Raw genomic sequence first — 23,520 nt, 5'->3', positions numbered from 1 at the left:
GATGGCAGAAGATAAAAATATGCAATTCGAGCAGGCAATGCACCAGTTAGAAGAAATTGTACAGAAGTTGGAGGCTGGAGAAGCGCCTTTGGATGATACGATCACATTGTATAAACAAGGGATGGAGCTCTCAGCCTACTGTCAGAAAAAATTACAGAACGCAGAAAAACAATTGATTCGCATGATTGATCAAGAGGGTAACGAATCCTCATTTGATCCGACAGCAGGTGAGCCGAATGAATGAAAAGTTACAGGCGTTTGTTGATGATATGATTCCTGAAATTGAACGTGAACTGAAAAACCAACTAGCGAAGTCTGATATTCCAGACGTTTTGCACGAATCCATGATGTATTCCGTAGAAGCGGGCGGCAAACGGATTCGTCCGTTATTGGTTTTGGCCGTTTTATTTGATATGAAAAAGGATTCGGCTGATGCGTTAAAAGTCGCGTCTTCTGTTGAATTGATACATACATATTCATTGATCCACGACGATCTACCGTGCATGGATGACGATGATTTTAGAAGAGGGAAACCTACTAATCATAAAGTGTACGGTGAAGATGTGGCGACGCTTTCAGGAGATGCAATGCAGGCAATGGCATTCCAAGCGCTCGCAGATCTTCAAGAAACACCACCGGCAGCAGCGATTGAACTCGTCGGATTACTGGCGAGAGCGTCGGGCGCACAAGGGATGGTCAAAGGCCAGGTCCTCGATATGAAAGGCGAACAGAAATTATTGCCTTTAGCAGAATTGGAAGAAGTTCATATTCATAAAACGGGCGCGCTACTCTCATACTGTATTGAAGCGGGTGCTGTGCTAGCAGAGGCTTCGGATGAACAGCGCGAGCAACTTCGCCGATTCTCTCACAACATTGGGTTGGCGTTCCAAATCCAAGATGACATTTTGGATGTGACAGCAACTACTGAGCAGCTCGGCAAACCAGCAAATAGTGATACTTCAAGCGAAAAGTCAACGTATCCTTCATTGCTTGGATTAGACGGGGCTCGAGAGCAATTACAAGCACGTCATGAAGAAGCAATCCATGCGTTACAGTCCATCGGCTTAGGGGAGTCTATGTTGCAATTGTTAGCAGATTACATTATTGAGCGAAATATGTAATTTGGAACCGTTATATTTGTGTCGCACGTTGTTACTGTTATAATGTAGAAAACAAACAGCAACTACTTTGTCTAATAAACAAGAAAAAGTGCGACGTACAAATAGAAAGACCTACTTACTTGATGAAGGTGTGTGATCATGATGGATCTAACAAAGATTACCAATCCATCTTTTATAAAAGAGCTCGATAAAGAACAGTTAGAGTCACTGGCGGCAGATATACGTCATTTTCTAATTGAAAATTTATCGGTTACTGGCGGGCATATCGGACCGAATCTGGGTGTTGTCGAATTGACGATTGCTTTGCATAAATTCTTCGACAGTCCAACCGATAAATTTTTATGGGATGTAGGGCATCAGTCATATGTCCATAAAATTCTTACAGGCCGAGCCGGCGAGTTCGATACTCTTAGAAAATATAAAGGATTGAGCGGATTTCCGAAGATGGCAGAGAGCATACACGATGTATGGGAAACCGGCCATAGTTCAACATCTTTGTCAGCGGCTATGGGAATGGCTGTTGCACGAGATATTAAAAAGGAAAAAAGTTTTGTCATTCCGATCATTGGCGATGGTGCGTTGACGGGCGGTATGGCACTCGAAGCATTGAACCATATCGGACACGAAAAGACGAATATTACAGTCATTCTAAATGACAATGAAATGTCTATTGCCCCGAATGTTGGTGCATTGCACTCGATTCTTGGGAAATTACGGACGGCTGGAAAGTACAATAATGTGAAAGATGAACTAGAATTCCTTCTACGTAAAATTCCAGCAGTCGGCGGTAGAGTCGCGACGGCTGCAGAACGTGTGAAAGACAGTTTGAAATATTTGGTAGTGAACGGCGTCTTCTTTGAGGAGCTTGGGTTCACATATTTAGGTCCGATTGACGGCCATGACTTTGTAGAGTTGGAGCGTTCGCTGCAATACGCAAAAAAAATGGAAGGGCCGGTATTACTTCATGTAATTACGAAAAAAGGTAAAGGCTATAGCCCTGCCGAGTTAGATAAAATTGGTACATGGCATGGTACAGGTCCTTATAAGATTGAAACTGGAGATTTTGTGAAATCTCCTGTGAAAGGCCCTGCTTGGAGTGCTTTAGTTTCTGAAACGGTACGCAAGCTTGCGAGAAATGACCGACGTATTGTCGCGATTACGCCTGCTATGCCGGTAGGATCAAAACTCGAATCATTCGCAGCAGAATTCCCAGATCGTTTCTTTGATGTAGGAATTGCGGAACAACATGCGACGACTATGGCTGCGGGACTTGCAGCAACTGGGATGAAACCATTCCTTGCGATTTATTCGACATTCTTGCAGCGTGCATACGATCAAATGTTACATGACATTACGCGTCAGAAACTTAATGTCTTTATCGGTATTGACCGCTCGGGACTTGTAGGAGCCGATGGAGAAACGCATCATGGTGTGTTTGACATTGCGTTCTTGCGTCATTTGCCGAACTTGGTCATTATGATGCCGAAAGATGAGAATGAAGGACAACACATGGTGAAGACAGCTATTGATTATGATGAAGGTCCGATTGCACTTCGTTTCCCACGTGGAAATGGATATGGTGTACCAATGGATGAGGAGCTTCATACAATTCCAATCGGCACATGGGAAGTATTGCAAGAAGGTGAAGATGCAACCATCTTGACGTTCGGCCCAACGATTCCTATGGCGTTCTCCGCTGCTGAACAATTAAAATCACAAGGCAAAAATGTCGCGATTGTCAACGCGCGTTTCATTAAGCCGATGGACACGAATTTATTGGATGAGCTATTTTCTAAAGGGAAACCAATCATTACAATTGAAGAAGCTGTGCTTGCAGGTGGATTCGGCAGTGGCGTGATGGAATATGCAGAACAAGTAGGTCATACGGGTACGATTTTCGAAAGAATCGGTATTCCAGATGATTACATTGAACACGGTAGTGTCGACAAACTACTCGTTGAAATCCATATGACACCGGATCACGTAGCAGAAGTTACCGCAGCGGCTATTCAGCAAGCAGCAGAAAGAGCGAGAGTATGAGTACATCTATGAAAAAAGAGAGAGTGGATTTGTTGCTAGTAGAGCGCGGATTAACAGAATCCCGTGAACAAGCTAAGCGATCCATCATGGCGGGGCTCGTTTACTCTGATACGGCAAGAATAGAAAAAGCAGGGGAAAAAATTGCAGTGGATGCCCCATTGACTGTAAAAGGTCCTGCGATTAAATATGTAAGTCGTGGTGGCTTGAAACTGGAAAAGGCGTTACTGTCTTTTCCTATTTCTGTGAAAGAAAAGATCGTTCTTGATATTGGAGCTTCAACAGGCGGCTTTACGGATTGCGCACTGCAAAATGGTGCGAAACATTGTTACGCACTGGATGTAGGCTATAATCAACTCGCTTGGAAAATCCGTCAGCACGAACAAGTGACAGTGATGGAGCGACAAAATTTTCGTCATGCGACCGTTGATTTATTTACGGAAGGATTACCCGAAGTCGCTACAATTGACGTCTCATTCATTTCGTTATCGTTGATTTTACCGGCACTAAAGAACATCATCGTACCAGGTGGGCAAGTGGTGGCGCTAGTGAAGCCTCAATTTGAAGCAGGTAAAGATAAAGTAGGTAAAAAAGGTATTGTCCGTGATCCAGCGATACATCTTGAAGTGTTGGAAAAAATCGCTGCGATGGCAGTGGCGGAAGGGTTTTCCGTTAAAAATGCTACGTATTCGCCAGTTACAGGTGGAGAAGGCAATATTGAGTTCTTGTATTATTTAGTAGCCGAGGACGAAGCGGTGGCTGATTTTACAACGGAAGATTTCAAGCAATTAGTGAAACAGGCACATAATGATTTAACATAACGCGCAATGAGTTGCGCGTTTTTTAGATGATTAGTATAATTTTGTTTAGGGACTCAACAGAATCGGAGTGAATAAATTTGAATAAAGGACAACGCCATCTACGTATTCGAGAAATTATTACGAACCATGAAATAGAAACACAGGATCAGTTGGTCGAGAGTCTGAAAGCTGCCGGTGCGGATGTCACGCAGGCAACGGTTTCGCGTGATATTAAAGAAATGCACTTGATCAAAGTACCTTCACCTTCAGGCAATTATAAATACAGTCTACCTCCTATCCATCGCTATAATACGGAAGAGAAATTGAAGCGTATGTTGGAAGATGCGTTTGTGGGAATTGACAGTGCAAGTCATTTTATTATGTTGAAAACGCTTCCCGGTAATGCGCAGGCAGTTGGATCGCTTGTGGACAACTTAGACTGGGATGAAATGCTCGGAACGATTTGTGGCGACGATACATGTTTGATCATTTGTCGTGAAGAATCTCAGACAGAATATGTAAAAGATAAAATATTATCCATGCTATAAGCGAGGTGAGGATTTCTTTGTTAAGCGAACTTTCGATTAAAAACTTTGCTATTATTGAACAACTTGAAATCGCATTTGACGACGGTCTAACGGTGCTGACCGGTGAAACGGGTGCTGGAAAGTCAATTATTATTGATGCTGTCCAGCTCCTCGCTGGCGGCCGTGGTTCACAGGAATTCATTCGCCATGGTGCGAAGAAAGCTGAGCTTCAAGGACTTTTCACAATCGACAAAAATATTGAAAGTGTAACGCAGAAGTTGACGGAATTTGGTATTGATACGGAAGAAGGCATTGTGATTTTACGCAGGGATATAAGTGCCAGCGGGAAATCTGTTTGCCGCGTCAATGGTAAACTTGTAACAATTGCTATATTGCGTGAGATTGGCGCCTTGCTAATCGATATCCATGGTCAGCACGAAAATCAGGAGTTAATGAACGAAAAGCGTCATATTCATTTGCTAGATTTCTTTATAGGTGAGCCGATTGAACGTGCGATGTCGACGTATACCGAGTTATATGATAAATATAAAAAACTCCAGCAACTCATTGCGGCTAAAACTCAAGATGAACAGCAAATTGCGCAGAAAATTGATTTATACAAATTCCAATTGGAAGAAATCGATGCAGCGAATTTGAAGGTCGGTGAAGAAGAAGAATTGGAGTCTGAACTTGTAAAGCTTCAACATTTTAATCGGTTATTTGATCGCTTGAATACTTCATATGAAGCATTGTCTCTAGAGTCGCATGGACTCGATTGGGTTGGCAATTCGATGAGCGATCTCGAAGAAGCTGCTTCGATTGATGAAGAGCTGAAAACGATGTCTGAAACAGTGAATTCTTCCTTTTATGCGCTTCAAGATGTTTCGCATGATTTAAAAAGGATGATCGATGGTATGGAATTCCAGCCAGATCGATTGGAATTTGTCGAAGATCGGTTAGCGTTATTTTTGACATTGAAACGAAAATACGGAAAATCGCTTGAAGATATTTTAATTTATCGCGATAAAATTGCTGATGCACTCGATCAACTTGTCAATCGTGACGAAAGATTGCATCAAAACCAAGAATTATTGGCACAATACGTAGAAGATCTTGAAATAGAAGCGAATGAATTATCGATTATCCGTAAAAAAGCGGCACTGTCTCTCGAAAAAGGGATTGAAAAGCAGTTAAAGCAGTTATATATGGAAAAGGCCACATTCAAAGTACAAATTCACCAAAAGCAACCTCGACAATTTGATGCCAATGGATTTGATGAAGTCGTATTTATGATTTCCACAAACTTGGGTGAACCGCTTAAGCCGTTGGTACGAGTGGCGTCTGGTGGCGAATTATCTCGAATGATGCTGGCGTTGAAAACGATTTTCTCTCAACATCAAGGTGTTACATCGATTATTTTCGATGAAGTGGATACCGGAGTCAGTGGACGCGTAGCACAGTCCATTGCGGAAAAGATATCCATGATCTCCAGTCATTCACAAGTGTTATGTATTTCGCATTTACCGCAAGTGGCTGCAATGGCAGATCATCATTATCTTATTAAAAAAGAAGTGCATGATGGACGAACAACTACCGCGATTCATGATGTTATGAAAACAGAACGTACGGAAGAATTATCTCGCATGCTTTCCGGTGCAGAAATTACTACGTTGACGCTTCAGCATGCCGAAGAACTTTTGCTTCTAGCTGATCAACGTAAGCAGGAATTCCGTAAATAAAGTATGAATTCACAACGTTTTCCATGGGAATTGGCACTGTTTATTTTACCCTTTCATACTTTCTCCTCGAAAGGACATACCAAAGGTATCTTTCGTTGAGGAGGTGAAACATGGGATGGAATAAATCTTTTAAAACGCTTTTAGCGCTTGTCCTGATGCTCTGCCTTGTGCCTGGAATTTCATTAGCAAAAGAAGAAACACTCATTCCGATGGGTGACTCCATCGGTATTCAAATGGATTTAAGTGGTATTTATGTGACAACTGACGTCAAGGTGGATCAGCAGGAATGGCTAAAAAAAGGGGATATAATTCGCCAGTTGAACGGTACGGAAACAAAGCAACTTGTTCATTTCGAACGTGCCTTGCAAAAAGACAGCGCTACGATGATGCTCGACATTTTGCGTAATGGGAAGCACGAAACTATTCAAGCAGATGGGTCGCTCATTAAGCGCGTCACGCCCTTCCTAAAGGATAGAACGGAAGGTACCGGGACATTGACATATGTCGACCCAGAAAGCGGCACGTATGGTGCACTAGGGCACCAGATCATTGATAGTACGTTGCAGTCTGCTCCATCTTTTGAAAAAGGAGCTATTTATTTATCTGAAATCAGCCAAATCAAGAAGAGCTCTCCAGGAATTCCAGGTTATAAAATTTCCTCCATTATTGATCAGAATAAATTTCTTGGGAATATTCAAATCAATAATGTGTATGGAATATTTGGTCATTGGAAGAATTCCTATAATAAAGTGTTGGCTGAACCTCTTGAAATTATGCAACCGTTTGAATTGACGATCGGACCTGCAGAAATTTACACCACGGTAGAAGGTTCTACTGTAGAGAAATTCACCATCCAAATTACGAAGATAGAAGAAGAACAATTCCACATCCTATTAACGGACCAGAAACTGTTGAGTAAGACGGGCGGGATCTTACAAGGCATGAGCGGGAGTCCTGTGATCCAAAATGGTAAGTTTGTCGGTGCTATTACGCATATGTTCGTGGACGAGCCCGAAAAAGGGGCTGCGCTTTTCGTGGAAACGATGAGAACGAATGAGAAGTGAAAGAGCAACCTGTGCGAAAGCACAGGTTGCTTTTTAGTATAGGTGTTCGATACAAAGAAAAGGGAAAAAAGTCGAAATAGGTAGAAAGCATCGTTCGGAAGTATCATTTTACATAAAAAAATAAGTAAATGTAGAATTTGGCAAATAGATGACTTACGATAATAGGAGAGAAACAGCGGGAAAAAGAAGTGGATCGTCGATATTATATCAGGGGGAATGGGTTATGGAAAATGTGAAGGTAGCAATTGCTGACGATAATAAAGAACTTGTGAAAACGATGATGTCTTATTTTGAAAAGCACGACGAAATAGAAGTAATTTGGACAGCGAATAATGGGCAAGTATGCTTGACGATGCTAGAAGAAGAGCGTCCGGATATTTTATTGTTGGATATTATTATGCCGCATCTTGACGGGATTGGGGTATTAGAGACGCTGAATGAAACGAATAAAATGGGGGATATGCAAATCATGATGTTGACGGCTTTCGGACAGGAAAACGTCATGTCACAAGCCGCAAATCTTGGTGCTTCGTACTTTATGTTGAAGCCGTTTGAATTCGACCGCTTGATCGGACAAATTTTTAAAGCTGCAGGAAAACCAAAAAATACAACGCCTTCGTTTGTCGTACAGGAGTCCACACAGCAGACAGGTGTCGTTACTCAGAAAGTACTCGATACAGCGATTACGTCAATGATCAAAGAAATCGGCGTGCCTGCTCATATTAAAGGCTATGCGTTTTTACGTGAAGGAATTCAGATGGTCTATAGTGATGTGGAGTTGCTCGGTTCGGTCACGAAGATTCTGTACCCGGATATTGCAAAGAAGTATAATACGACACCATCCCGTGTGGAACGTGCAATTCGCCATGCGATTGAGGTGGCGTGGAACCGTGGAAATTACGATTTAATTTCAAAAACGTTCGGTTATACAGTGCATCATTTGAAGAGTAAGCCGACGAATAGTGAATTTATTGCGATGATTGCGGATAAAATCCGTTTGGAGCATATGGTGAGCTGATTGAAGTGATAAATGGATAGAGAGTTTACGACAAACCAACTAATCGGGTGTATTAGTTGGTTTTCGTTTGTAGATAGGGAAGGATGACATTGGATACGCTGGGGACTGACAGTCTAGGTCAACGCGTTCTGACGAAGTCGCGCGATGTTTCATTTATCGGTTAAAAAGGGGAATAACTAGCGATTGCAAATTTGGTTGCGCTCATTCATTCGTGTAAGCGCTCATACTTTCTCTGCAATCGCTCATACTTTCTCTGCAATCGCTCATACCTTGCCATAAGCGCTCATATCTCACCCTAATCCGCTCTATACTCAGCTCTAAGCGCTCATACAGTTTATCTAACCGCTCAATACATAATAACTTCTCACTTGATTTTGAACGTAAATACGCTCACACAACAATTCAAGATGAAGTTAATGCAGTAGACGAAAGATAGGAATAAAGTCAGTATTTACTTCGATGCTTAAGAACATCGGAGAACGCTGTGAGAAAATGCTTATTTATGCAGTGTAATTACATAATAGCTATCTCAAGTGCGTTGTAGTCTTCTATACTAGTAATGAAAGAGGGAGGGATTTCGTTGTTAATTGAAAATGAATATTTTGAACTTCTGGAAGAAAATAACAAAATTATAATGAACACTAAGGAAGTAGGATATCCGCTCAAGTCATTTGACACACTGGCTTCTGATATTCCTAGATTAAAACTGAATTCATTCAAGGAGTTAATGAAAGCTCTTCAGACGGAAGGCCAGCATCCTATCGGTTCGTACTCCGCTCCTTGTGAAGTATATATATCACCTAGCAAAATGAAGGTAGAATTGTATATTCATGCAACAAATGAAGAGTTTCTTGCAAATAAAGAGCAGTTCCTGAAACAGGCGGAAGCAATACTCGACCAAAGAGAAGTACAATATGATAAAGAAAAACTGTTTAGCATACCATATCTACCAAGTAATCCAATCATCATTTCGGTAGGCAAAGAGCCTGTCAAAGGAGAAAATGCACGGGTTGAGTATATTGCGATGCCGGATCGTAAACCTAGTCTTCGGGATGATGGTTCTGTCGATCACTATGAATTGAATTTCGTGACACCGATTGTGAAAGGTGATTGGTTAGGTGAGAAGACGCCTGCTAAAGAAGGATTAGAAGGATATAACGTCTTTGGTGAACCGATAGCAGCTAAAAAAGGCGAGGATAGTAAATTAGTGTATGATCGAAAATCTGTTGGGGAGTTTGAGGAAGAGGGCAAAACGGTCTTACGTGCTTTGCATGGCGGTGCACTTGAGGAACTGAACGGAGCAATTAGTGTTGGAAAGCAATTGATCATTCCCGACGACGTCGGCACGAAAACCGGATCCATTACATTTGATGGATCAGTGCGTGTAATGGGAACGGTTTTGGCGGGCTTCTCAGTCAATGCGACAGGGGATATTTCCATCGAAGGAAAAGAAGGTGTGACAAACGCCAAGGAAATCTATTCCGAAGAAGGCGATGTCTATATTAAAGGTGGCGTATTTGGTGGAGGAGAAACTATTATCAAGGCGAAAAAGAATGTATTTGTAAAACATGCGAATAATTGCAAAATCTATGGGGAACGAGTGAACATCGGCCTCTATTCACTTGGATCTGAATTATACGGCGATCATATTTGTATTGATCAACATAAAGGTCGGATCATCGGTGGTGTTGCAGAAGCAATGTTTTCCATCGTATGTGCAACGGCCGGCAATAGTCATGAACGTCTGACGAAACTGATCGTCAAAGGAGTCAATAAAGAAATGGAGCTCGAAGAAATTCAGCAACTTGCAGAAAAACTCAAAGCGGAGCACGCGGAGCTGAAGAAAATTGAGTTGACATTTGATGAAATGGCGAGTATAAAAGCGAGTCTTCCTGCAGGCCAGTTGGATAGGCTAGAAAAGACATTGCAGGTAAAACAGCAAGAAATTGTATCGCTGGATCAGACGATTAAAAATAAATTGCAACTTGTGCAAGTAGCTAGCACGCCGAAAATTGAAATCACACGTGAAGCACACCCCGGTGTCCAGATCGTAATAGGCAATAAAACTAGCATGTTGAGTCGTGTAACGAAAGGCGTTTTCGAAATAACCAGCGAAGGAGTATTAAATGTCTGACAGTAAAATATTTGCCCATCGTGGCGCGTCTGGCAACTACTTTGAAAATACGATGCGTGCATTTTTAGGGGCTCTACAAAAAGGTGCGGATGGAATCGAGTTGGATGTCCAGCAAACGAGCGACGGACAACTAGTTGTTATTCATGATAATGATTTAGCACGTCTCGCTGGAATTGATCAGCGCATTGATCAATTGACATCACAGGAACTGCAACAGATTAAAATAGGTAAAAGCAGATACAGGCGAATGTTTGGCCATCCCATCCCGCTCTTATTTGATGTAGTTACTTTCTGTTCTGAACATAATTTGGCGCTTAATGTCGAATTAAAGGAAACGGTTTATGGGCAGATGGTTGCACTTGAGCAAATCTTGCATTACGTAGAACCGTTATCTGACGTACATCTCTCTTCATTCGATTATGAGACGTTGTGTATGGTAAAGGAATTGAATCCTGACATGGAAACCGCATTATTGCTTAGAAAAAAATCGACCGACTGGCAGAATCTTGATTCGTATGATGTCGATGCATTTCATTTTCACAAAAGGTTGTGGAAAGAGCCGTTTAAGAGACATCTGCTAGAAAGTGGTAAGATATTACGAATGTATGGGGTAACCGGTGCAGAATCTATTTTATGCACTACACCCGAGGTGACAGGTTGGATAACGGATTATCCGAAGCGTGTACGCAAAAAAATAAAAGGATCAAGGTAGTGCACCTTGGCCCTTTTATTTCAAATCTTTTTTAAATCTGTCAGCTGCTCGTCCAGTTCTGCGGTCTCGGCGTAATAAAAAGCCCGCAAAGAATCCAAGACCTCCGGCGAACAGTATAAAACCGCCTAAAAACTGCATCCAGATGAATGGAAATGGCGGAAAAAGATGTCCGAACAATGAATCGCGCATTAATTTTATTCCCAGAGCCGCTGCAATCCCTGGAATCAACAGTACAATAAACGCAGCAAGACGTATCATATCATTCAACCCCTTACCTATTTAATTTTACCGTGTGGTCATGGATTGTCAAGGACTCTGCCATCATGTACGATATAGGTAGATTGTTTGCAAAACACCTACAGAAATAATGACCAAAATGTGTCAAATTTGCATTTTTGTCGTAGGAAATTTAGAATCAATACCATACGCATGAAACTTTATGAATCTTTTACTAGCCTGGAGGGATACAAATGGAATTGTTTACGTACATGGAAGATCACGACTATGAGCAACTGGTGCTTTGTTATGACAAGACATCGGGATTGAAAGCGGTTATTGCAATTCACGACACAACACTTGGGCCAGCACTTGGTGGCGCACGCATGTGGACGTATGCTAGCGAAGAAGATGCGATTGAAGATGCATTGCGACTGGCTAAAGGCATGACATACAAAAACGCTGCAGCAGGTTTAAACCTTGGCGGTGGAAAAACAGTCATTATTGGCGATCCGAAAACGGATAAGAACGATGAGCTGTTCAGAGCATTAGGTCGTTACATAGAGGGGCTAAACGGACGCTATATTACAGCGGAAGACGTTGGGACTACTGAATACGATATGGACTTAATCCATTTGGAAACAAATTTTGTTACGGGTATCTCTTCAGGTGAAGGTACGTCAGGAAATCCTTCCCCGGTTACTGCACTTGGTATCTACAAAGGAATGAAAGCCGCTGCGAAAGAAGCATTCGGTGATGATTCACTTAAAGATAAAACTATAGCGGTTCAAGGCGTTGGAAATGTTGCGTACACACTTTGTGAGTACTTACATGAAGAAGGCGCAAAATTGATTGTTACGGATATCAATAAAGCGGCAGTCCAGCGTGCAGTAGAGGCATTCGGAGCAACGGCTGTTGAGACGGACGAGATTTACTCACAAGAAGCGGACATCTTTGCTCCATGTGCTCTCGGTGCAGTAATCAATGACGAAACGATTCCTCAATTGAAAGTAAAAGTCGTTGCGGGTTCTGCCAATAACCAATTGAAGGAACCTGAACATGGCAATCGCTTGCATGAAATGGGTATCGTCTACGCTCCAGACTACGTGATCAACTCAGGCGGAGTAATTAATGTGGCTGACGAATTGATTGGTTACAATGAAGCACGTGCACTGAAGCGCGTAGAAGGTATTTACGACACGATCCTAAAGATTTTCGCTATCTCAAAACGAGACGGCATTCCATCCTATCAGGCTGCCGATCGCTTGGCGGAAGAGCGCATTGCAAGAGTTGGCGCAACGAGAAGTACATTCTTGCGAAATGAAAAAAGTATTATATCAAAATAATAATCTAGTAGATGCGTCATAGCGGTAGGCAGGGTGTACCTGTCCACCGCTACACTCGCCTGTCTACATTTATTTGACTACTGTAAGTGAAAGGAGTCCTTTACGTTGAGTAAAGAATATGACGTAGTGATTTTAGGTGGCGGTACTGGCGGATATGTAGCAGCCATTCGCGCGGCTCAATTAGGTTTGACAACAGCAATTGTAGAGAAGTCCAAACTGGGCGGTACGTGTTTGCATAGCGGGTGTATCCCAAGTAAAGCTATGCTAAAAAGTGCGGAAGTCTATCGCGTAACACGTCAAGAAGCGAATGAATTCGGCGTGAATACGGGAGATGTCTCATTGGATTTCTCACAAGTACAAAAACGTAAAGGTAAAATTGTCGATCAATTGCATGCAGGTATTGAAGGATTAATGAAAAAAGGTAAAATCGACGTCTATCATGGGACGGGTAGAATACTAGGGGCTTCTATATTCTCTCCAATGCCTGGAACTATTTCCGTGGAAATGGACAACGGTAATGAAAATGAAATATTGATTCTGAAAAATCTCGTGATTGCTACTGGATCAAAACCAAGATCATTACCTGGACTCGAAGTAGATGAAAAGTCTGTAATGACATCCGACGGAGCTCTACTAATGAATGCGCTTCCATCTTCAATTACGATTATTGGTGGCGGTGTGATCGGCATCGAATGGGCTTCCATGCTAGTAGATTTCGGCGTAGATGTGACAGTCATGGATCGTCTGGAGCAGATATTGGCTACAGAAGATCGTGAAGTAGCTGTTGCGATGCATAAAGCGCTCGAAAAACGTGGTGTGAAATTCATATTAGGTGCAGAAATCTTGACGGAGTCATTGCAGAAAAACGATAGTGAGGTCACGATTTCTTATAAGCTAGGTGATGAAGAACAGTCCATCACGAGCGAGAAGATGATGGTGTCAGTGGGACGCGCTCCGGTGATCGATGATATCGGTTTACAAAACACCGATATCCAAGTCGAAAAGGGCTCGATTCAAACGAACAATCATTATCAAACAAAAGATGATCATATATATGCAATTGGTGATGTGATCGGTGGCCTTCAATTGGCGCATGTAGCGGAACACGAAGGATTGCATGCGATCGAACATATAGCAGGAAAACAGGTAGATCCAATTGATTACGATCTAGTACCACGTTGTGTTTACTCCTACCCGGAAACAGCGGCAGTTGGCGTGACGGAGCAACAAGCGAAAGATCGTGGGTTTGATGTGAAGATCGGCAAATTCCCGTTCAAGGCGAATGGTAAGGCATTAGTTAATGGTCATGCAGATGGATTCGTGAAAATCATTGTGAATCAGCAGACGGATGATATTATCGGTGTCCATATGATGGGGTCGCACGTAACAGATCTAATTTCTGAAGCGGGCTTGGCGATGGTGATGAATGCAATTCCTTGGGAAATATCTTCGGCAATTCATCCTCACCCGACATTATCTGAAGCGTTCAGTGAAGCGGCATTAGCGGTTGATGGGCTAGCCATTCACATGTAAAGGAGGAAATGGAATGAGTAATCGGCATATTGAATTGGGTTTGACAGATGAAGATGTGTTGCAGATGTACGAGACGATGCTGATGGCACGTCGTTTAGATGAGAGAATGTGGTTGCTGAACCGTGCGGGGAAAATTCCGTTCGTCATCTCCTGTCAAGGACAGGAAGCCGCACAGGTAGGGGCTTCATTCGCTCTGAATAACGAAAAGGACTGGATCGCACCGTATTACCGAGATATGGGAGTTGTCTTACATTTCGGTATGACGCCGAAAGATTTGATGTTATCGGCTTTTGCCAAGGCGGAAGACCCGAACTCCGGTGGACGGCAGATGCCAGGTCACTTTGGCCAACGCAAGAATCGTATCTTGACAGGATCTTCACCTGTTACAACGCAATTACCACATGCTGTCGGTGTAGCACTAGCCGCGAAAATGAATAAAGAAGACTTCATCACGTTCGTGACTCTTGGAGAAGGTTCTTCCAATCAGGGAGACTTCCATGAAGGCATGAACTTTGCCGGTGTGCATAAATTACCGACAGTGATTATGGTGGAAAATAATAAATATGCAATCTCCGTACCTCTTGATAAACAAATGGCATGTGAGAATGTCTCCGATCGTGCAATCGGTTACGGTATGCCAGGCTACACGGTAGACGGAAGAGATCCGTTGACCGTGTATGAAGTGGTAAAAAAAGCGGCAGACCGTGCTAGAAACGGAGAGGGTCCGACATTAGTCGAAGCGGTATGTTATCGACTGACTGCACACTCTTCAGATGATGATCAACGTCAATATCGTGATGCAGCAGAGCTTGAGGACGAAAGGAAACAAGATCCGTTATTGTCCTTCATTCATTATCTGAAAGAAGTTAATGTCTTGACGGATGAAAAGTATGATGAAATAGAAGAACGAGTGCAAAAGCAGGTCGATGAAGCGACAGAGTATGCGGAACTGGCGGAATACGCGAAGCCGGAACACGCACTACGCTACGTCTATGAAGAAAAGGGAGGCGAAGCATAATGGCCGTTCGTTCATTTATAGATGCCATCACCCTGGCAATGAAAGAAGAAATGGAACGCGACGACCAAGTATTCGTACTTGGGGAAGATGTCGGCCGTAAAGGCGGCGTGTTTAAAGCAACAACTGGGCTATACGATCAGTTCGGTGAATACCGTTCGCTTGATACGCCTCTCGCTGAATCCGCGATTGCCGGTGTGGCGATTGGTGCTGCGATGTATGGTATGCGTCCGATTGCAGAAATGCAGTTTGCTGATTTTATTATGCCTGCGGTCAATCAGATCGTCTCGGAAGCAGCGAAAATTCGTTATCGTTCGAATAATGATTTCTCTTGTCCTATCGTCATTCGCGCACCTTTTGGCGGTGGCGTTCACGGAGCTTTATATCATTCGCAGTCAGTCGAATCGATGTTCGCTTCGACACCTGGTTTGAAAATTGTCATCCCATCTACTCCTTACGATGCGAAAGGCTTGTTGAAGGCGGCAGTACGCGATGAAGATCCCGTGTTATTCTTTGAGCATAAGCGAGCGTATCGGTTAATCAAAGGGGAAGTTCCGGATGATGATTATGTATTGCCAATCGGTAAAGCGGATGTGAAGCGTGAAGGAGAAGATCTAACGATTATCACGTATGGTTTGTGCGTACATTTTGCACTTCAGGCTGCAGAACGTTTAGCTGAAGATAATATTTCAGTCCATATTTTGGATCTACGTACGGTCTATCCGTTAGATAGAGAAGCAATCATTGAAGCTGCTTCGAAAACAGGAAAAGTTCTATTGGTAACAGAAGATAACCTAGAAGGCAGCATCATGAGTGAGGTTTCGGCTATCATTGCAGAAAATTGTTTATTTGAATTAGATGCGCCAATCAAACGATTAGCAGGACCCGATGTACCTGCCATGCCATATGCCCCTTCTATGGAAAAGTTCTTTATGATGAATCCTGAAAAGGTCGAAAAGGCAGCAAGGGATTTAGCGGAATTTTAACTAAGGAGGCGTAAGGATATGGGCATTGAAAAAATCACTATGCCGAAACTGGGTGAAAGTGTAACAGAAGGAACTATCGAAAAATGGCTCGTCGCTCCAGGAGATACGGTAGCGAAATACGATTCCCTTGCGGAAGTGACGACCGATAAAGTGACAGCGGAAGTCCCTTCTTCATTCTCAGGAACGATCAAAGAAATCATCGCAAAAGAAGGCGATACAATCGAAGTAGGCGAAACGGTTTGTTTGATTGAAATTGAAGGCGACGCTGAAGCGCCAGTACAAGTTTCATCACCTAAAGCAGACGCACCAGCTGAAAAGCCTGCTGAGAAACCAGTACAGGAAGCACCGAAAGCGAAGTCACAGCCTGTGACGGGTGGCAAGGCAGCGGGACGATTTTCTCCTGCTGTGTTGAAAATGTCTCAGGAAAACGGCATTGATTTGGCACAAGTAAGCGGTACAGGACGCGAAGGACGTATTACACGAAAAGACATTCAGGCATTCATTGAAAGTGGCGGAGCACAGTCGCAAACAGCACCACAAGAAGTTGCTGTTCAAGAAGAATCGCAACAACGAGTGGCATCTTCCGATCAACAGTCAGCTCCTGAACAAGCTGTGTCGTCGAATGTGAAACTCGAAAACGGCGATATCGAAATTCCGGTAACGAGTGTACGTCGCGCGATTGCAAACAATATGGTACGTTCTGTAACGGAAGCGCCGCATGCGTGGATGATGATAGAAGTAGATGTAACAGAACTCGTGCTATTGCGAGATAGCGTCAAAAAGGAATTCAAAGAAAAAGAAGGATTCAATTTGACGTACTTCGCCTTCTTTATCAAGGCTATTTCACAAGCGTTGAAGGAATACCCGGAAATGAACTCGATGTGGGCAGGCGATACGATCGTCATGAAAAAAGACATCAACATCTCGATTGCGGTGGCAACGGACGATGCGTTATATGTTCCAGTCATCAAAGAAACGGATGAAAAGACGATCAAAGGCATTGGTCGCGAAATTCATGAGTTGGCAGGAAAAGTACGTAACGGTAAGCTGAAGTCGACAGAGATGCAAGGCGGTACGTTCACTGTTAACAATACGGGCTCATTTGGCTCCGTCCAGTCAATGGGTATCATCAATTATCCGCAGGCCGCTATTTTACAGGTGGAGTCGATCGTCAAGCGTCCAGTTATTATGGACAATGGCATGATGGCTGCACGCGATATGGTCAACCTCTGTCTGTCGCTTGATCACCGGGTGCTTGATGGACTCGTTTGTGGACGTTTCCTTGCACGTGTGAAAGAGTTGTTAGAAGGCATGGCTAAAGATAAGACATCTTTATATTAATATTTGGCAACCTCCAAACTTGGTTTTGGAGGTTGTTTTTTGGTTTTTTTGGAGGGAAAGCAGTGAGTGTAGGGTCTTGTGGATAGAAGTTGATCACTTATTAGCTATAAAGTACAGTTCTAGTTTGAAATCAAGTGGGCTACTAATTACGTAATGAGCGGCTAGACAAACTTTATGAGCGCTTACACGAATGAATGAGCGCAAACGAATTGGTTTTCACTAGATTTTCCACTTTTCCAATTAAAAGATGTTTAATGTATCCGATTCACTCAAATAATTCAATAGTTCACGCATAAAAAGTCATTAAATTGTATGAATATAACGATATTAGACGGAAACTTCTGATTTCCCCCTTTCTTCATAACGTACTCTGCGGTACACTAGAATTATTAATGGTTTAAAAAAGGGGAAGGAGCACCATTATGCCTATACATAATATGAAAACATTTACATTCACAGCCCCCAACTTTACTGAATGGAAAGAAGCGGCTGTTTTATCACTTAAAGGAAAGTCTTTTGACTCGTTGTACACAAAAACGATTGAGGGCATTGAACTCAATCCACTTTATACTAAAGAAGACTTGGACCAATTGGAAGTTTCACGCGTAACGAAACCTGCGTTCGGCTGGACTATTGCACAACCTGTTAGTGCAACAAATGGGGAACAGTTTGTCGAGCAGATGAAAGAATCTTTGGCGCGGGGAAATGAAGCAATCGCTTACAACGGACTGAAGCCTTTAGTTTGGGCGGAACCGGACATTAAGCAAGTAGCTGAACTGATTACGCACTACCCAATTCTATTCACTGAAGTGCAAAGCAATGATCCGATATTGCAAGCCTTTACTTATATAGAAGATGCAAAGCGCAAAGACGTTACAGGAATTTGCATCAGTGCGTCTTCGGTAATACCTGAGGGATTCCCAGGAGTCCGCACAAAGGGTGCCGATTTATGGACAGCGCATCATGAAGGGGCGGACGCGGTAACAGAACTCGCGCTAGCACTTTCAATCGCAGCTGAACTTGCGGAAGAATCCTCTTCGTTTGAAGAATTCACAAACGCCTTCTATGCACGATTTGCTGCTGACACACACTTCTTTATGGAAATTGCGAAGTTCCGTGCGTTCCGCGTGTTGTGGAAATTATTTAACGAAGCATACGGCGTAGAGAATGCGAAGCAAGTGCCTTTGCTAGGTATTACCTCATTGCGTTCATACTCGAAACTCGATCCGTATGTAAACTTATTACGTGGCGGCAACTCAGCATTCTCAGCCATTTTAGGTGGCGCGGATTGGCTGACGGTATTACCACATGATGTTTTGACGGGAACGTCACCAAGTTCAAATCGTTACGCTCGAAATATTCAATTGATTCTGAAGGAAGAAACACATATCGATCAAGTTCTTGATCCTGCAGGTGGTTCATACTTCATTGAATCGTTGACTACTGAATTAATTCGTAAATCATGGGCGAAGTTTCTTGAGATTGAAGAGAATGGCGGTTATCAAGCCTTCTTGCAGTCTGGTGAATTAAGCAAGCTTTATGCGCAGCGTCAGAAAGAAATGGCGACAGGCAAGAAGACGTTGATCGGCACGAATGTGTATGCGGAATTGACGGACGTGAATTATGCGAATGAATCAACTGTGACTGTGTCGAAACGATTGGCTGAACCGTTTGAACATATTCGTTCTAAGAAAAAAGAGGAGTTACCGAAAACTGTATTACTAAACTTTGGTGCGTTGAAAGATTATAAACCACGTGCAGATTTTGTCAGTGGATTCTTGGCAGTTGGTGGCATCGAAGCGACGTGGAGTCCTTCTTTCGAGAAAACCGATCAAGCGCTCAGTTGGATCGATGAGCAACAGCCGGATTATGCAGTGATTTGTGCATCGGCTGCTGATACAGAAGAGGCTGTAACCAACTTCTTAGCTTCGTATAAAGGAAATTGTTTAATCGATACAGCGGGTAAATATCCATCAGAAACAGCAGATCAGTGGCTTGCAAATGGACTAAATGGGTTCATTTTCGCAGGACAGGATAAAATCGAAAAGTTGAATACTATTATTACGCAAACTAAAGGAGGCCGTTCCGTTGAGTAAACCTGATTTCCGTAAAGTGAATATAGAGCAATCACTCAATGAACTCTCACAGCACGCATTGTCAAAAGAGAATTTTTTAACGAATGAAGGAATCAATGTAGCGCCTGTCTATACAGCAAAAGACATTGAAAACACAGAGCATTTGAAAGACTTCCCGGGTATCGCGCCAAACACGCGTGGACCGTATCCGACGATGTATGTAGCGCGTCCTTGGACCGTTCGTCAGTATGCTGGATTTTCTACAGCGGAAGAAAGTAACGCGTTTTACCGCCGGAACTTGGCGATGGGGCAAAAAGGACTTTCTGTTGCGTTTGACCTTGCGACTCACCGTGGGTATGACTCTGATCATCCTCGTGTAACAGGTGACGTAGGTAAAGCGGGTGTAGCCATAGACTCTATTGAAGATATGAAGATTTTATTCGCAGGTATTCCGCTCGATCAAATGTCGGTATCGATGACAATGAATGGTGCGGTATTGCCGATCATGGCATTTTATATCGTAGCGGCTGAAGAGTCTGGTGTAAGTCCTGAAAAACTTTCTGGTACGATTCAGAATGATATTCTAAAAGAGTATATGGTACGTAATACGTATATCTTCCCACCGGCTATGTCGATGCGGATCATTGCGGATATTTTCTCTTATACATCTGAAAATATGCCGAAATTCAACTCGATTTCGATCTCGGGTTACCATATGCAAGAAGCTGGAGCAACAGCGGATATCGAGCTTGCGTATACACTTGCAGACGGCTTGGAATATGTTCGGACAGGTTTGAAGGCGGGGATCGATATCGATTCATTCGCACCTCGTTTGTCATTCTTCTGGGCGATTGGCATGAACTACTATATGGAAGTAGCGAAAATGAGAGCGGCACGAAAAATCTGGGCACAAATGATGCAGTCGTTTGAACCGAAGAACCCGAAGACACTCGCATTGCGTACACACTCCCAAACATCAGGCTGGAGTTTGACGGAGCAAGATCCGTTCAACAACGTAACACGTACATTGGTCGAAGCAAACGCATCCTCCATGGGTCACACGCAGTCATTGCACACGAACGCATTGGATGAAGCGATCGCATTACCGACAGACTTCTCGGCTCGTATTGCACGTAACACGCAGTTGTTCTTACAAGAGGAGACGATGATGACGAAAGTAATTGACCCTTGGGGCGGTTCATACTATGTGGAGAAATTAACGGAAGAGTTAATGGAGAAAGCATGGGAATTAATCGGTGAAATTGAATCACTTGGTGGCATGGCGGAAGCGATTGAAACCGGCTTGCCAAAAATGAAGATTGAAGAAGCTGCAGCTAAGCGTCAGGCAAAAATTGATTCGAAGGCGGAAACAATCGTCGGCGTTAATAAATATCGTTTGGATACAGAAGATGCAATTGATATTTTAGACATCGACAATACGATGGTACGTCAAAAGCAAATTGACCGTATTAACGATATGAAGGACAAGCGTGATGAGAAAGTAGTTCAAGCGACTCTTACGGCAATCAAGGAAGCGGCGAAGAGCGGTGAAGGGAACCTGCTTGCATTGGCAGTTGACGCAGCAAGAGCGCGCGCAACCATCGGTGAAATATCGGATGCGATTGAATCCGTATCCGGCAGACATAAGGCGGTGATCCGTTCAGTGAGTGGTGTATATAGCGCGAACTTCTCAAATGAAGAAGAAATTCAAGAAGTGAAAGATATGACAGATGAGTTCCTGGAAAACGAAGGGCGTCGTCCACGTATTTTGGTCGCGAAAATGGGTCAGGACGGACATGACCGTGGAGCGAAAGTGATCGCGTCGTCATTCGCTGATTTAGGCTTTGACGTAGATATTGGTCCTTTATTCCAGACACCTGAAGAGACAGCTTTGCAGGCGGCAGAAAATGATGTGCACGTCATCGGTGTGAGTTCACTAGCGGCAGGTCATAAAACATTGGTGCCGACATTGCGTGAAGAACTGAAAAAAATCAATCGTGAAGATATTTTAGTCGTAGTAGGTGGCGTTATTCCGGCACAGGATTACGATTTCTTGCGCAAGAATGGTGCGGCCGCAATCTTTGGTCCGGGTACAGTCATTCCAGTGGCAGCTCAAAAAGTCATTGAGGAGATTTACAGACAGCTCGGCTATGAGGAAGTGACGGATTGACAGAAAAACAAAACGGACGAGATGAATCAGCAATGCATGTGATGCGCGGAATAGAATCCACACATGATGGATTTGTTGCCTCTTCACGTAAACGCTTTGTTAAGAAAGATCCATCTCATAAAAATTTAGATGTATTGCAACAGGAAATAGAAAATGGTTCTCGTTTGTATTTGGCACGAGGTATTACGTTGCTGGAAAGTACGAAGCCTAGCGATAAGAAGGTCGGTCAGGAAGTGTTGACTAACCTTCTGCCGAAAACGGGCAACTGTATCCGGATTGGGATTACAGGTGTACCGGGTGCCGGAAAAAGTACATTCATCGAGGCGTTTGGTCTAATGCTTGCGGAAATGGGTCATAAAGTGGCGGTGCTTGCGATTGATCCCAGTTCGACATTGACTGGTGGAAGTATCTTAGGTGACAAGACCCGTATGGAGGAGTTGGCGCGGCATAAAAATGCTTTTATCCGTCCTTCTCCGTCAGCGGGAACACTTGGTGGTGTGCATAAGAAATCTCGCGAAACGATGTTACTTTGTGAAGCGGCGGGTTATGACGTCATATTGATTGAAACGGTAGGGGTTGGCCAAGGTGAAACGATTGTCCGCGGTATGGTCGACTATTTCTTATTGCTTGTGTTGACTGGCGCTGGTGACGAGCTGCAAGGAATGAAAAAGGGGATCATGGAGCTGACGGATGGTGTTGTGGTGCATAAGAATGACGGTGCCAATAAGCCGCTCGTTAAAAAAACGGTGCGTGAATATACTCGCATCATGCACATGCTGCAACCTGCATCTCCCGAATGGACGTCGAGAGTACAACCGGTTTCTTCTATAGAAAAGACCGGCTTAGAAGCGGTATGGGAAACGGTTTTGGAATTCGAAAAAGAAATGAAGGAAAAGAATCATTGGGACACAAGACGTCAGCATCAGACTCGTGATTGGTTCCATTCGATGATCCGAGATCACTTGATTGATTCATTTTTCTCGGAGTCAGGACGAAAAACGCAGGTGAAGGCACTTGAGGAAGAATTGCTAGACGGACATTTAACTGTAACAGGAGCAATTGATCGATTGTTTTCTTCTTAATTCCTGTAGGGATATGCTATGATTGAAGAGGATAGTCAAATTATGATCAGGGAAGTGTCGTAGCGGAACTGATGAGGCTATCACAATTATAGAGTACAAGAGAGGAGATATTGTAAAATGACTATGAACTTTGATTTTTACATGAACGATATGACGAACCAAGCGAGATCCGAAATGGAAGCGAGCGGCTACAAACAGTTGAAAACACCTGAGGACGTAGAGGAAGCATTTAAGCAACCTGGTACGACATTAGTAATGATCAACTCGGTTTGTGGATGTGCTGGCGGAATTGCACGCCCAGCAGCTGCACACGCAGTACATTACGACAAGCGTCCTGATCACTTAGTAACAGTATTTGCTGGACAAGACAAAGAAGCAACTGCACAAGCACGTATGCACTTCGGTGAAGATCACATCCCATCTTCTCCATCATTCGCTTTGCTAAAAGACGGCAAACTGATCGGTGAAGTAGGACGTTTTGAAATCGAAGGACATGACCCAATGTCAGTAGTTGTCAATCTTCAAGAACAATTTGAAGAGCACTGTGAAGAACTGTAATTAACTAAAGCGGAATGCGCCGTCTAGTCTCGACAGACGCTGGAGG

The 23,520-nt window shown here is 43.3% G+C and carries 20 protein-coding genes; 19 read left to right on the top strand and 1 reads right to left on the bottom strand.

The window, feature by feature from the left end; genetic code table 11:
• The first annotated feature begins 1 nt into the window (after position 1).
• From CSV74_RS14935 to CSV74_RS14890, 10 genes are all read left to right on the top strand, one after another.
• Positions 2-244, top strand: coding sequence for an exodeoxyribonuclease VII small subunit (locus CSV74_RS14935; protein WP_029054564.1), 243 nt, complete (start codon positions 2-4; stop codon positions 242-244).
• Complete coding sequence (locus tag CSV74_RS14930) at positions 237-1,121, top strand: polyprenyl synthetase family protein (protein WP_099692280.1); 885 nt, start codon at positions 237-239, stop codon at positions 1,119-1,121. The genes CSV74_RS14935 and CSV74_RS14930 overlap by 8 nt, the downstream gene beginning before the upstream one ends.
• A gap of 141 nt (positions 1,122-1,262) precedes the next feature.
• The gene (gene dxs, locus CSV74_RS14925; RefSeq protein WP_029054566.1) at positions 1,263-3,161 is read left to right on the top strand and encodes a 1-deoxy-D-xylulose-5-phosphate synthase; all 1,899 of its coding nucleotides are present in this window, start codon (positions 1,263-1,265) and stop codon (positions 3,159-3,161) included.
• The gene (locus tag CSV74_RS14920) at positions 3,158-3,979 is read left to right on the top strand and encodes a TlyA family RNA methyltransferase (protein ID WP_099692279.1); all 822 of its coding nucleotides are present in this window, start codon (positions 3,158-3,160) and stop codon (positions 3,977-3,979) included. Before dxs ends, CSV74_RS14920 begins: the two co-directional genes overlap by 4 nt.
• Positions 3,980-4,056: 77 nt before the next feature.
• Positions 4,057-4,506 (top strand): transcriptional regulator AhrC/ArgR, encoded by a 450-nt coding sequence (gene ahrC / locus CSV74_RS14915; protein WP_029054568.1) that lies wholly within the window; start codon positions 4,057-4,059, stop codon positions 4,504-4,506.
• A 17-nt stretch (positions 4,507-4,523) separates the two neighbouring features.
• Entirely contained in the window at positions 4,524-6,224 is a 1,701-nt protein-coding gene (gene recN, locus CSV74_RS14910) for a DNA repair protein RecN (protein WP_099692278.1), read from the top strand.
• Between the two features lie 110 nt (positions 6,225-6,334).
• Positions 6,335-7,288 (top strand): SpoIVB peptidase S55 domain-containing protein, encoded by a 954-nt coding sequence (locus CSV74_RS14905; RefSeq protein WP_099692277.1) that lies wholly within the window; start codon positions 6,335-6,337, stop codon positions 7,286-7,288.
• A 223-nt stretch (positions 7,289-7,511) separates the two neighbouring features.
• Entirely contained in the window at positions 7,512-8,306 is a 795-nt protein-coding gene (gene spo0A / locus CSV74_RS14900; RefSeq protein WP_099692276.1) for a sporulation transcription factor Spo0A, read from the top strand.
• Between the two features lie 580 nt (positions 8,307-8,886).
• A complete protein-coding gene (locus CSV74_RS14895) occupies positions 8,887-10,440 on the top strand; it encodes a flagellar assembly protein A (protein ID WP_158231817.1) in 1,554 nt (517 codons plus the stop codon).
• Positions 10,433-11,152, top strand: coding sequence for a glycerophosphodiester phosphodiesterase (locus CSV74_RS14890; RefSeq protein ID WP_099692274.1), 720 nt, complete (start codon positions 10,433-10,435; stop codon positions 11,150-11,152). The genes CSV74_RS14895 and CSV74_RS14890 overlap by 8 nt, the downstream gene beginning before the upstream one ends.
• 15 nt (positions 11,153-11,167) lie before the next feature.
• Here CSV74_RS14890 and CSV74_RS14885 read toward each other — a convergent pair whose 3' ends face one another.
• The gene (locus CSV74_RS14885) at positions 11,168-11,410 is read right to left on the bottom strand and encodes a DUF2627 domain-containing protein (protein WP_029054574.1); all 243 of its coding nucleotides are present in this window, start codon (positions 11,408-11,410) and stop codon (positions 11,168-11,170) included.
• A gap of 212 nt (positions 11,411-11,622) precedes the next feature.
• On the opposite strand from CSV74_RS14885, the gene CSV74_RS14880 reads away from it, so the two are divergent.
• The 9 genes from CSV74_RS14880 to CSV74_RS14840 all read left to right on the top strand — a co-directional run bounded on the left by CSV74_RS14880 (position 11,623) and on the right by CSV74_RS14840 (position 23,474).
• Positions 11,623-12,714: a Leu/Phe/Val dehydrogenase gene (locus tag CSV74_RS14880; protein ID WP_037562042.1), complete on the top strand. Its 1,092-nt coding sequence runs from the start codon at positions 11,623-11,625 to the stop codon at positions 12,712-12,714.
• A 105-nt stretch (positions 12,715-12,819) separates the two neighbouring features.
• A complete protein-coding gene (gene lpdA, locus CSV74_RS14875; RefSeq protein ID WP_099692273.1) occupies positions 12,820-14,247 on the top strand; it encodes a dihydrolipoyl dehydrogenase in 1,428 nt (475 codons plus the stop codon).
• A 13-nt stretch (positions 14,248-14,260) separates the two neighbouring features.
• Positions 14,261-15,265, top strand: a complete 1,005-nt coding sequence (locus CSV74_RS14870; protein WP_099692272.1) for a thiamine pyrophosphate-dependent dehydrogenase E1 component subunit alpha — start codon at positions 14,261-14,263, stop codon at positions 15,263-15,265.
• On the top strand, positions 15,265-16,248 hold the full coding sequence (locus CSV74_RS14865; RefSeq protein WP_099692271.1) for an alpha-ketoacid dehydrogenase subunit beta: 984 nt from the start codon (positions 15,265-15,267) through the stop codon (positions 16,246-16,248). The genes CSV74_RS14870 and CSV74_RS14865 overlap by 1 nt, the downstream gene beginning before the upstream one ends.
• 18 nt (positions 16,249-16,266) lie before the next feature.
• Complete coding sequence (locus tag CSV74_RS14860) at positions 16,267-17,589, top strand: dihydrolipoamide acetyltransferase family protein (protein WP_099692270.1); 1,323 nt, start codon at positions 16,267-16,269, stop codon at positions 17,587-17,589.
• 422 nt (positions 17,590-18,011) lie between these two features.
• Positions 18,012-19,685, top strand: a complete 1,674-nt coding sequence (locus CSV74_RS14855) for a methylmalonyl-CoA mutase family protein (protein WP_099692269.1) — start codon at positions 18,012-18,014, stop codon at positions 19,683-19,685.
• Complete coding sequence (gene scpA, locus CSV74_RS14850) at positions 19,678-21,834, top strand: methylmalonyl-CoA mutase (protein WP_029054581.1); 2,157 nt, start codon at positions 19,678-19,680, stop codon at positions 21,832-21,834. The genes CSV74_RS14855 and scpA overlap by 8 nt, the downstream gene beginning before the upstream one ends.
• 32 nt (positions 21,835-21,866) lie before the next feature.
• The gene (gene meaB, locus CSV74_RS14845) at positions 21,867-22,916 is read left to right on the top strand and encodes a methylmalonyl Co-A mutase-associated GTPase MeaB (RefSeq protein WP_029054582.1); all 1,050 of its coding nucleotides are present in this window, start codon (positions 21,867-21,869) and stop codon (positions 22,914-22,916) included.
• A 117-nt stretch (positions 22,917-23,033) separates the two neighbouring features.
• Positions 23,034-23,474 (top strand): BrxA/BrxB family bacilliredoxin, encoded by a 441-nt coding sequence (locus CSV74_RS14840; protein ID WP_099669266.1) that lies wholly within the window; start codon positions 23,034-23,036, stop codon positions 23,472-23,474.
• Positions 23,475-23,520 lie beyond the last annotated feature (46 nt).

The organism is Sporosarcina sp. P19, assembly GCF_002743165.1.
GTDB lineage: Bacteria > Bacillota > Bacilli > Bacillales_A > Planococcaceae > Sporosarcina > Sporosarcina ureae.
This window is presented reverse-complemented; position numbering and strand designations above follow the sequence as displayed.

Coding starts and splice junctions, on each gene's coding strand:
- CSV74_RS14905 (WP_099692277.1), top strand. CDS start 6,335: ATGGGATGGAATAAATCTTTTAAAACGCTTTTAGCGCTTGTCCTGATG.
- CSV74_RS14840 (WP_099669266.1), top strand. CDS start 23,034: ATGACTATGAACTTTGATTTTTACATGAACGATATGACGAACCAAGCG.
- dxs (WP_029054566.1), top strand. CDS start 1,263: ATGGATCTAACAAAGATTACCAATCCATCTTTTATAAAAGAGCTCGAT.
- spo0A (WP_099692276.1), top strand. CDS start 7,512: ATGGAAAATGTGAAGGTAGCAATTGCTGACGATAATAAAGAACTTGTG.
- CSV74_RS14870 (WP_099692272.1), top strand. CDS start 14,261: ATGAGTAATCGGCATATTGAATTGGGTTTGACAGATGAAGATGTGTTG.
- CSV74_RS14890 (WP_099692274.1), top strand. CDS start 10,433: ATGTCTGACAGTAAAATATTTGCCCATCGTGGCGCGTCTGGCAACTAC.
- CSV74_RS14930 (WP_099692280.1), top strand. CDS start 237: ATGAATGAAAAGTTACAGGCGTTTGTTGATGATATGATTCCTGAAATT.
- meaB (WP_029054582.1), top strand. CDS start 21,867: ATGCATGTGATGCGCGGAATAGAATCCACACATGATGGATTTGTTGCC.
- CSV74_RS14920 (WP_099692279.1), top strand. CDS start 3,158: ATGAGTACATCTATGAAAAAAGAGAGAGTGGATTTGTTGCTAGTAGAG.
- CSV74_RS14885 (WP_029054574.1), bottom strand. CDS start 11,410: ATGATACGTCTTGCTGCGTTTATTGTACTGTTGATTCCAGGGATTGCA.
- CSV74_RS14860 (WP_099692270.1), top strand. CDS start 16,267: ATGGGCATTGAAAAAATCACTATGCCGAAACTGGGTGAAAGTGTAACA.
- CSV74_RS14865 (WP_099692271.1), top strand. CDS start 15,265: ATGGCCGTTCGTTCATTTATAGATGCCATCACCCTGGCAATGAAAGAA.
- CSV74_RS14935 (WP_029054564.1), top strand. CDS start 2: ATGGCAGAAGATAAAAATATGCAATTCGAGCAGGCAATGCACCAGTTA.
- CSV74_RS14880 (WP_037562042.1), top strand. CDS start 11,623: ATGGAATTGTTTACGTACATGGAAGATCACGACTATGAGCAACTGGTG.
- CSV74_RS14855 (WP_099692269.1), top strand. CDS start 18,012: ATGCCTATACATAATATGAAAACATTTACATTCACAGCCCCCAACTTT.